This window comes from Microcoleus sp. K5-D4, assembly GCF_036704575.1.
Classification (GTDB): Bacteria; Cyanobacteriota; Cyanobacteriia; order Cyanobacteriales; family Microcoleaceae; genus Microcoleus.
The window spans coordinates 1-1,197 of the sequence record NZ_JAUBSD010000220.1 but is presented as its reverse complement, the minus strand read 5'-3'; the positions used below and the strand labels follow the sequence as shown (position 1 = coordinate 1,197).

The window sequence follows — 1,197 nt, the reverse complement described above, 5'->3', positions numbered from 1 at the left end:
TAAGCTGCTACGCAGCTAAACCGGATAAAATAGCATTGCCTTTATTTTTGATTTTTCGCTCCCATTTAATAACCATTTCTCCTTCATTTAATAATCTATGTAGTAATTCTGACAATTCTTCTACTGACTTAAACAGTCGATGTGCTATATATTCTTTCGCTGAATGCCAGACCAATTCAATCAAATTATAATCGGGGCTGTAAGGTGGCAAAAATTCTAAAATAATATGAGGCATTTCGGCTGATATTTGGCTCAGAATATCTTTCTTTTTGTGAAAACTAGCATTGTCTAAAATAATTACAATCTTCATTCCCGATTCGGCAAATTCTTCAGCTTGATTTCCCAGTTCTCTCCATTCTTGAACTATCGAATCATTTAAGGCATTAATTTGCTCGTAAAAGGTATTCGAGTCTCCTCTTTTTATCACAAAATTTAACCTTTTTTTGTCATGATATCTCAACCCACCCATGATATTCACTCTACCTCTTTTCCTTTGACCTGTGATTTTTTTTCGACTGCCTTTTTTACCCCAATTTTTTCTTCTTATCACTCGTAAACTGAATCCACTCTCGTCCCAAAACCATACCTGTAAAAGCTCTGGGGTTTCTTTCGTTATTCTTAAATACTCAGATAACTTCTGTTTAAATACTTCTCTTTCAATTGGATTTTGTTTGTCCTCTAAACTATATTTAGCCCAAATATAAACGTATTTTTTTTTATGTAGTATTCTGGATATTTGGGAACCACTCAATTTAATTCCTGTGACTTTTTCTAAATAGGTTGCTAGTCTGGCTGCCGTCCATCTCCCAAATTCATATCCATATTCTGCCGGTTCTTTATCGATTGTATCTATCAATATTTTTTCATACTCTGGAGTGACTTTGCGAAAATTTCCTGAGCTTCTTTTATCTAAAAAACTATCCAAATTATCTGGGTCGCCATGCACTGACCAATAAGCTACTGTTGTGTAAGCAATCTCCATAAATTCACTAATTTCTCGATATGTTTTTCCGTCATTTACTAGCAACAAAATTAGAACTTTTTCCCTCACGTAATTATCCTCAGACTCTTTTAGTAGTTTAACGAGTCTCTGTTTTTGATTTTGAGATAGATGGTTTTTGGCTGGCATACATTCTAACTAATGAGCGCTTATTTTATATTTATATTATACAATCTAGCTGCGTATCAGCTTATCAA

Annotated in this window: 1 protein-coding gene; it reads right to left on the bottom strand. The window is 33.8% G+C overall.

Annotated features, from left to right (window positions below):
* Positions 1-7: 7 nt before the first annotated feature.
* On the bottom strand, positions 8-1,129 hold the full coding sequence (locus tag QUA77_RS29150; RefSeq protein ID WP_333454112.1) for an IS630 family transposase: 1,122 nt from the start codon (positions 1,127-1,129) through the stop codon (positions 8-10).
* Positions 1,130-1,197: the final 68 nt, after the last annotated feature.